7 protein-coding genes are annotated in these 8,467 nt (G+C 76.5%); 3 read left to right on the top strand and 4 right to left on the bottom strand.

The genetic code is table 11. From position 1 onward, the window contains the following. Nucleotides 1-197: 197 nt before the first annotated feature. Together QNH85_RS17545 and QNH85_RS17540 are read left to right on the top strand one after the other, a co-directional pair. On the top strand, nt 198-2,582 hold the full coding sequence (locus QNH85_RS17545) for a transglycosylase domain-containing protein (RefSeq protein ID WP_282948483.1): 2,385 nt from the start codon (nt 198-200) through the stop codon (nt 2,580-2,582). A gap of 110 nt (nt 2,583-2,692) precedes the next feature. After that, nucleotides 2,693-3,211, top strand: coding sequence for a hypothetical protein (locus tag QNH85_RS17540; RefSeq protein ID WP_282948481.1), 519 nt, complete (start codon nt 2,693-2,695; stop codon nt 3,209-3,211). Between the two features lie 21 nt (nt 3,212-3,232). On the opposite strand, the gene QNH85_RS17535 is transcribed toward QNH85_RS17540, so the two are convergent. Further along, a complete protein-coding gene (locus QNH85_RS17535; RefSeq protein ID WP_282948479.1) occupies nt 3,233-3,397 on the bottom strand; it encodes a hypothetical protein in 165 nt (54 codons plus the stop codon). Between the two features lie 180 nt (nt 3,398-3,577). On the opposite strand from QNH85_RS17535, the gene QNH85_RS17530 reads away from it, so the two are divergent. Then, entirely contained in the window at nt 3,578-4,159 is a 582-nt protein-coding gene (locus QNH85_RS17530) for a M15 family metallopeptidase (RefSeq protein WP_282948477.1), read from the top strand. 69 nt (nt 4,160-4,228) lie between these two features. Here the strand turns inward: QNH85_RS17530 and QNH85_RS17525 are convergent, their stop codons facing one another. From QNH85_RS17525 to QNH85_RS17515, 3 genes are all read right to left on the bottom strand, one after another. Further along, nucleotides 4,229-5,782, bottom strand: coding sequence for a GAF domain-containing protein (locus tag QNH85_RS17525; RefSeq protein WP_282948475.1), 1,554 nt, complete (start codon nt 5,780-5,782; stop codon nt 4,229-4,231). A 150-nt stretch (nt 5,783-5,932) separates the two neighbouring features. After that, nucleotides 5,933-6,400, bottom strand: a complete 468-nt coding sequence (locus QNH85_RS17520) for an ArsR/SmtB family transcription factor (protein WP_282948473.1) — start codon at nt 6,398-6,400, stop codon at nt 5,933-5,935. Nucleotides 6,401-6,513: 113 nt separating this feature from the next. Next, nucleotides 6,514-8,337: a PKD domain-containing protein gene (locus tag QNH85_RS17515; protein WP_282948471.1), complete on the bottom strand. Its 1,824-nt coding sequence runs from the start codon at nt 8,335-8,337 to the stop codon at nt 6,514-6,516. Nucleotides 8,338-8,467: the final 130 nt, after the last annotated feature.

Here is an 8,467-nt window from a genome sequence, read left to right as displayed (position 1 = left end):
GGGGGGGGGGGCGGGCCGGCCGCCCGCCGGGGGGGTCGGGTGCTCGCGGGCCGGGAGCGCGCGGGGAGGGTCCGCGTGCCCCCCGCGCACGAGACCGCCGCGGCGGCGTTCGCCGCGCTGCCCTGACCCCGGGCCGCCGCCCCCCCCGGTCGCCCGCGCCCCTCCCCACGGGCCGCCCGCTGCCCTAGCGTGTGGCCATGGCCGCGTCGCAGCGTCCGAGCGCCGCCCGCCGCATGTCCGTCGTCAAGGCGGTCGCGCTGCTGGTCGCCTTCGTGCTGACCGCGGGCGTCGGCGGCCTGCTGACCGCGGGGCTCGTCCTGCCGACCGTCGCCGTGGCGAACGGCACCACCGACCTCGCGGTCGAGGCGTTCGGCGACCTGCCGACCGAGCTGGAGCGGCAGCCGCTGTCGGAGCGCTCCACCGTGCTCGCCGCGGACGGCACGACCGTGCTGGCGACGTTCTGGGCCGAGAACCGCGAGGTCGTCCCCCTGGCCGAGGTGTCCCAGCCGCTGCGCGACGCCGTCGTGGCGACGGAGGACAAGCGGTTCTACCGGCACGGCGGCATCGACCCGGAGGGGATGCTCCGGGCCCTGGTGCGGAACCTGCAGAACCCCAGCCGCACCGAGGGCGCGTCCACGCTGACCCAGCAGTACATCAAGAACGTGCTCATCGAGAAGGCCGTCCGCGACGGGGACCTGGTCGCGGCCGGCCAGGCCCAGGAGGCGGACGGCGCCCAGGGGTACGCGCGCAAGCTGCGGGAGGCGAAGCTCGCGATCGCCCTCGAGAAGGAGATGACCAAGGACCAGATCCTCGAGGCGTACCTCAACATCGCGCAGTTCGGCGTGAACACCTACGGCGTGCAGGCGGCCTCCCAGCGGTACTTCAGCAAGCCGGCGGCGCAGATCGGCTACCTGGAGGCCGCGACCATCGCGGGGGTGACCCGGAGCCCCACCGCCTACGACCCGATCCGGAACCCGGAGGTCGCGCAGGAGCGCCGCGACCGGGTGCTGCGGCTGATGCACGAGCAGGGCTACGTCACGTCCGAGGAGCTCGCCGCGGGGCTCGCCACGCCGCTGCCCGCCACCCTGGTCGTGCACGAGCCGAAGGTCGGCTGCATGGGCGCGGGCGACGTGGTGCGCGGCTCCGGGTTCTTCTGCGACTACGTCACCAAGGTGATCCGGAACGACCCGGCGTTCGGCGAGACGCCGGCGGAGCGCGTGGAGCTGCTGTACCGCGGCGGGCTCACGATCACCACGACGCTCGACCCGCGCGAGCAGACCATCGCCGACGAGGAGCTGAAGAACGGCGTGCCCGTGGACGACCCCTCCGGCGTCGCCACCTCGCTCGTCACGGTCGAGCCCGGCACCGGGCGGATCACCTCCATGGCGCAGAACCGCACGTACAACAACACCCAGGAGCACGGCGAGCGCGAGACGGCCGTCAACTACAACACCGACTTCGCGTACGGGGGCGGCAGCGGCTTCCCGCCGGGCTCGACGTTCAAGCCGTTCACCCTGGCCCAGTGGCTGAAGGAGGGGCACAGCCTGAGCGAGGTCGTCGACGCCACCCGGTTCTCCTACCGGTTCAGCCAGTTCCCGGCGCCCTGCACCACCCTCGACCCCGGGACGGAGTACCGGTTCTCGAACGCCGAGGGCCCGCGCTCCGGCGGGCGCATGTCCGTCCTCGACGCCACGCGGAACTCCGTGAACTCCGGGTACATCGCCATGGCGTCGCAGCTGGACCTCTGCGGGATCATGGACACCGCCACCGCGCTGGGCATCCACCGGGCCGGTGGCCAGTCCGGGGACGGGCCGTTCGCGCCGCTGCCGGCGAACGTGCTGGGCAGCGACTCGGTGGCCCCGCTCGCGATGGCCGCGGCGTTCGCCGCCTTCGCCGCCGGCGGGACGTACTGCACCCCCGTGGCGATCGCCGCCGTCGTGGACACCGACGGGAACCCGCTGCCCGTGCCCGCCGCGACCTGCACCCCGGGCGCGCTGGAGCCCCGCATCGCCAACGCCGTGAACCACGCCCTGCAGAACGTCTGGAGCGGCAGCGCGGCCACGTCGCCCCCGCCGTTCCCGTCCGCCGGCAAGACCGGCACCACCTCCCGGAACGAGCACACGTGGTTCGTCGGCTACACCCCGCTGCGCGCGACCGCGATCTGGGTCGGGCACGCCGAGCGCATGATCCCGATGCAGCGGGTCGTCATCAACGGCCGGTACATCCGCAACGTGTTCGGGTCCTCGGTGGCGGTGCCGGTGTGGAAGGGGTTCATGACCCGCACCCTCGAGGGTCAGGCCGTCCCCGGGTTCGCCCCGGCGGGGCAGGACGAGGTGCTGGGCAAGCAGGTGCCCGTGCCGCGGGTCGTCGGGCGGGACGAGGGCGCCGCGCGCGCCGCCCTGAGCGCCGCCGGGTTCGGGGTGTCCGTCGGGGCCCCGGCGCCCTCGGACCTCGCGCCCGGGCTCGTGGTCAGCCAGAGCCTCTCGGGCACCGGGACGATCGGCTCGACCGTCGGGCTCGTGCTCTCGTCCGGCCCGGCACCCCGCCGCACCGCCGGCACCCGCCCGCCGCCCGCGCCCTGAGCACCACCGCAGGATGACCGGCCCCTCCACCCCGGGGTGGAGGGCCGGGGCGCAGGGACCGGACCGGGAGCCGATGCGGCGGCCGCTGCCCGCTCCGTAGCGTCGAGGGCATGGACACCACGCCCCTGACCAGCACCCCGTCGGGCACCCCGGAGCGCCGCATGCTCGGCGCGCTGGCCGTCGGCGCGGCGGCCGTGCTGGTCCTGTCGGCGTGCGGGGGGCCGGTCGCGCAGGCCCTCGGCCGGCCGAGCCCCGGCGACGCCGCCACCTACGCCACGGGGGCGGACGCGAAGGCGGCCGGCGCGCTCCCGGAGTGGGTGCCGGACGACGCCACCGACGTGCGGGTCGAGGCGCGCTCGGGCGGGGCGGAGCGGATCGTGTCGCTGCGGGCCACGCTCGCCGACCTGCCGGCGACCTGCGTCGCGGTGACCGCCGAGCAGCCGCTGGGGCCGCGGCCCGTCGACGCCGACCCGGCGGACTTCCGGTCGGTCTCCACGCTGCAGGCGCAGTGGTGGCCGGCGGAGGTCGAGCAGCGGTCGACGACGATGTGCGGCGAGTGGTGGGTCGGCGAGCAGGACGGGACGCTCTACGCGTTCACGCCCGAGCGCCGCACGGTCCCGGTGAACTGACCCGCCGGTCAGGCGGCCGGCTCAGGCCGAGATCGCCAGCGGCGCGGGCTCGTCGGGGACCACGACCACGAGCGTCTCGCCGGTCTCGTCGTCGACCACGACCACGGCGCGAGCGCCGCAGCCGCACAGCAGCTCGACGCCGTCCGCGTCGTCGAACCAGGTGCACAGGTGCCGTCCACTCCTCATGACCTCGACGGTACGCAGGACCACTGACACGTCCAGCTCCTCTTCCCGCGTGTCGCGTCCTGCCCCGGATCCCGGCCCCTCGCCGCCCCGTCCCGGGCGCCTCTCGTCCCTCAGGTCCGCTCAGGTCCGCGGGCGGCCCGCCGATGGGACCGCCGAGCACCCCAGAAGGAGCACCACCCCATGAGCCTCGACGGCATCGGCGCGATCACCCAGCGCATCGCCGCCATCCAGGCGACCCTCGGGTCGCTCGCGCCGGCGACCGCGGCGGCGACCGCCACGAGCGGCGCGCAGTTCGAGCAGGCGCTGTCCCAGGCGGTCGACGAGACCGCGGGCACGTCGGCGGCGGTCAGCAGCGGCGAGCGGAACGCCGACGGCGTCCCCGTCGAGCTCGCCGCGTACGGCAACGGCAAGATCCCCGCCTCGGCGCTGTCCGAGGTGGACGGCACGGGTCACCGGCTCTGGGCCCCGGCGGCCGACGCCCTCGAGCGCGCCCGCGCCGACGCGGCGAAGGACGGCGTGACCATCGGCATCACGGACTCGTACCGGTCGTACGAGTCGCAGGTCGACGTCGCCGCCCGCAAGGGCCTGTACTCGCAGGGCGGGCTCGCCGCGGTCCCCGGCACCAGCGACCACGGCTGGGGCATGGCGGTCGACCTCGACCTCGACGACGCCGCGCAGTCCTGGATGCGGGCGAACGGCGGCCGCTACGGCTTCGTCGAGGACACCCCGCGGGAGCCCTGGCACTGGGCCTACGAGGGCTGAGGCGCACCACCGCACCCCGCCATCCGGCCGCGACCCCGCCGTCCGGCCGCGACCCCGCCCTGCGACGCCTCAGTCGAGGATCGCCCGGGTGACCGCCACCTGCTCCGTCAGCACGCCGCCGATGGTCTGCTGCGTCTCGTTGATCCGCTCCACGACCCCGCCGATCTGGGCGAGCGACGCGATGACGCCCTCCACCTGCTGCTGGATCGTGCGCACCTTGTCCCCCACCTGCGTCGTCGCGGCGGCGGTCTCGGTGGCGAGCTCCTTGACCTCGTGCGCGACGACGGCGAACCCACGCCCCGCGTCGCCGGCGCGCGCCGCCTCGATCGTCGCGTTGAGCGCGAGCAGGTTCGTCTGCGCCGCGATGCCCTGGATCACGGTCACCACCTGGCCGATCTCCGCGCTGGAGCGGCCCAGCCCGGCGACCTCCTCGTTGGCGTCCTGCGCCAGCCGCCGGCCGTCGGTCGCCACGCTCGTGGCCGCCAGCACGTTCCGCTCGACCTCCTGGATCGAGGTGACGAGCTCCTCCCCCGCCGTGCGGAGCCGCTCCGCGGCGGCGTGCCGCTCGAGGGCCTGGCCGACCAGGAACCCGGTGTTCCGCAGCGCCTCCCGCCGCCCCGGCGACAGCTCCAGGGTCTCGGTGGCGAAGAAGTCCATCGTCCCGGTGACCTGCCCGTCGACGAGCACCGGCAGGCACACGCCCGACCGCACGCCGGCGCGCTGGGCGGCGGGCGCCCGGACGCAGTCGGTGAGCTCGCCGAGGTCCGCGACGAACACCAGGTCGCGGGCCCGCCAGGCACGCCCCGCCAGCCCGACGCCCTCGCGGAACGACGCGGTGCGCGTCACCTCGCGGAACTCCGCCCCGGCGTCCCCCGTCTCCTGCACGAAGTGCAGCGCGCGGTCCGACTCGTCGACCGCCCAGTAGGAGCCGTAGGCCCAGTCGAAGCCCTCGCGGATCGCGGTCAGGGCCCGGCTGAGCGCCTGGTCCGCGGACGGCGCGCCCGTCACCTCGTGGATCACCCGGTTGACGGCCTCGATGTCCTGCGTGGCGCTCGCCTGCCGCTCCGCGGTGGCCACGCGCTCCAGCGCCTGCGACACCAGCACCCCGATGCTGCGCAGGGTGGTGAGGCGCCGCGGGGACGGCCGGAGGGTCTCGGTGGCGAAGAAGTCCATCGTCCCGGTGACGACGCCGTCCTCCGTGAGCGGGAAGCAGATGCCGGACCGCACGCCGGCGCGCTGGGCGGCGGGCGCCCGGACGCAGTCGGTCAGCTCGCCGAGGTCCGCGACGAACACCAGGTCCCGCTGCCGCCAGGCCCGGCCCGACAGCCCGACGCCCTCGCGGAACGACGCGGCACGGGTCACGCGCCGGAACTCCTCGCCGGCGTCGCCGGACTCCTGCGCGAGGTGCAGGGCGGAGTCGGCCACGCGCCAGTACGAGCCGTAGACCCAGCCGAAGCGCTCCCGCACGACCTCGAGGGCGTTGCGCACGGCGTCCTCGGAGGTGGTGGCGCGGGCGAGCGCCTGGACCACGGCCGTGACGGCGTCGACGTCGGCCCGGGACTCGGCGAGCTCGGAGCCTGCCGCGGACGCGGAGGACGGGACGGGTCGGGTACGGGTGAACAACGTCGCTCCTGGTGGATCGGCTGGGCGCCCCCGCGCACCTCCCCGATCGACCCGCGCAGACCGGTCATGAGGGAACCAACCGCCGCACTCCGGGTGAAACGGACATGGCGGCGGCCACCTACGCGGGGCCTCGCGTACCGGGACGTGGGGTCAGCGGGCCGTGTCGCCCGCGTCCTCCGCGCCCGGGCGTACGACGCGCGACCCGAGGTCCCAGGGCTGGAACACCCGCTCGCTCTCGGGACGCACCCGCGGCGCCCGCTCGGTCCGCACCCGCGGCGCCTGCTCGGGCGGGGTGGCCTCGTCGGTCAGCAGCACCTCGTCCAGGCGGCGGTGCCGGAACTCCGCCGCGCGCCGGTGCCGCTCGATCCACATCGTCATGAGGTCGAAGACGTCGACCTCGAGGTGCACCGGCCGCCGCTGGGCGTCGCGCGTGCGGGTCACGAGGCCGGCCGCCTCGAGCACGCGCAGGTGCTTCGACACCGCCTGCACGGTCACGCTGTACGGGGCCGCGATCTCGCCGACCGTCGCGTCGCCGGAGGCCAGGCGCGCCACGATGTCGCGGCGCAGCGGGTCCGCGAGCGCCGAGAACACCTGGGACAGCGGGTCGTCCGCGGCCACGTGCACCTCCTCAACCGGTCGGTTGCACCGAGCCTGCCACGGCACGTCGGGGTTGACCAACCGCGAGGTTGGGCTCGCGGCGCCCGGTGCGCCGGCGGTCCGGGCCCCCACCGTCAGGGCGCCGTGGTGAGGGTCTGCTCCGGGCCGGTCGTCGTCCCCATGGCGTTGGTCGCGACCACGCGGTACCGGTACGTCGTGCCGGGCGCGAGCCCCGTGAGCGCGACGGTGCCCGCCCGCTCCCAGCTCGCCGCCGCGAAGGCCACGTCGGCCGACCGCGACCCCGTGCCCAGCTCGACGCGCACCGTCGTGGCCAGCAGGTGCGGGTGCACCCGCAGCTGGGCGGTCGCGCTCGTCCGCCCGACGGCCGTCGCTGCGACCGGCCGGACGGTGGGCGGCCCCGGGGTGTCGAAGGTCCGCGCCACCGTCGTCGTGCCCGCCGCGGTCGTGGCGGTGGCCGTCCACCGGTACCGGGTGCCCGGCGCGAGGGTGGTGAGGTCGACGCCGACGGCCTGCGCGGACGTGCTCGCCGTCACCGCGCGGTCGACGTGCCCGGCCTCGGCAACCCCGTCGACCGACCACGCGAGGCGCACGGTGCCCGCGAGACCCTCGGGGTCGACCCACGCGCGCAGGCCGGCCCCGGTCGCGGTGACGCCCTGCTCCGCCGCGGTGACGACCGGCGGGGGCGCCACGGTGACCGTCCGGCTGTCCGTGGCCGTCCGCCCCGCGGCGTCGGTGACCGCGAGGCGGGCCGTGAACGTCCCGGCGGCGTAGGTGTGCGCGACCGCCCCCGGCGCGCCCGTGCCCGAGCGGGTGCCGCCGTCCCCCAGGTCGAGCGTCCACCGGGCGACGCCGGTCCCGGTGGCGGAGCCGCCGCCGGTGCTCGACGCCAGGTCGAACGTCACCGCGTGCGGCGCGGGCCCGACCGTGCCCGAGGGCCGGAGCGCCGCGGTCGGCCGGGCGTTCGCCGCCGGGGACGCGACCGCGGCCGCGTAGGCCGTCCGGGCCGAGGCGGAGCCGGCGACCGCCCACGGGCACGTCCCGGTGCCCTCGAACGACGACGCGACGTCCAGCCCCGGCCACTGCCCGAGCCACGCGACCGCGTCCGTCAGCCACGCGGCGCGGCGCCCGGGGTCGGCGGGGTCGGCCGCGGTGCCGAACTCGGCGAGCACGGGCGTCCTGCCGTGCTCCTGCGCCCACCGGCGGAACGGCCCGGCGACCTCGGCCAGCGAGCGCCACGCCGCGGGCTTGCCCGCCGCGCACCCGTACCAGTTGTAGGCGTCCAGCCCGACGCGGTCGACGACGTCGTCCCCCGGGTAGAACGCGTCGGCGCCGGCCGTCGACGGTGCGGAGCCGAAGCTGCCGGGGGTCAGCACCCACGTCCACCGCACGTCCGGCACGCCCACCTCCCGGAAGACCTCGACGTAGTGCCGCCAGGCCGCACGGAACTGCGCCGGGGTGCCCCAGCCGTCGGCGATGTCCGCCTCGTGGTGCAGCGTGAGGTACACGGGGACCCCGAGGGCGGCGACCCCCGCGGCCTGCGCGCGGATCTGCGCGTCGACCCGGCCGTCGGCGATGGCCTGCCACGGCACCACCGTGCCGTCGAGCCGCCGCGGCCAGATCGACAGCAGCGGCGTCCGGCCGCGCGCGACGGACGCGACCACCGCCGGGGCGGGCTGCGCGTCGTCCCACCGGCTGTACCAGCGGTGGACGTCGAGCCGCCGGCCGATCGCGTCCTCGAAGCCGGCGACGGCGGCGGCCGTGTCGGCGGCGGCGCCCCGGTCGACGTGCGCGCCGAGGCGGAACCCCGGGTCGTCGGTGGTGGCGGCGCCCGCCGGGACGGTCGCCGCGGAGGACAGGACGGTCAGGACGACGGCCAGGACGGCCGTGCGGAGGGGTCGGGCGTGCGCGCGGGCACGCCCGTCGGGACGGACGGACATGGAGGGGCCCCCTGCTGGCGGGCACCCGGCCGGGCGCCCGGTCTGCTGCTGTGCTGGTGCGTGACGTGTGCCGCGTCCGCGGCGGGTGCGGCGGCGCGCCGTCCCGCGTCGTCGTCGCCGTGGGAGGGGG

Source organism: Cellulomonas endometrii (genome assembly GCF_949769265.1).
Classification (GTDB): Bacteria; Actinomycetota; Actinomycetes; order Actinomycetales; family Cellulomonadaceae; genus Cellulomonas; species Cellulomonas endometrii.
This window is presented reverse-complemented; position numbering and strand designations above follow the sequence as displayed.

Bases quoted from the DNA above. Each gene is read 5' to 3' on its own strand.
- QNH85_RS17540 (WP_282948481.1), top strand. From the start codon at position 2,693: ATGGACACCACGCCCCTGACCAGCACCCCGTCGGGCACCCCGGAGCGC.
- QNH85_RS17530 (WP_282948477.1), top strand. From the start codon at position 3,578: ATGAGCCTCGACGGCATCGGCGCGATCACCCAGCGCATCGCCGCCATC.
- QNH85_RS17545 (WP_282948483.1), top strand. From the start codon at position 198: ATGGCCGCGTCGCAGCGTCCGAGCGCCGCCCGCCGCATGTCCGTCGTC.
- QNH85_RS17535 (WP_282948479.1), bottom strand. From the start codon at position 3,397: ATGAGGAGTGGACGGCACCTGTGCACCTGGTTCGACGACGCGGACGGC.
- QNH85_RS17515 (WP_282948471.1), bottom strand. From the start codon at position 8,337: ATGTCCGTCCGTCCCGACGGGCGTGCCCGCGCGCACGCCCGACCCCTC.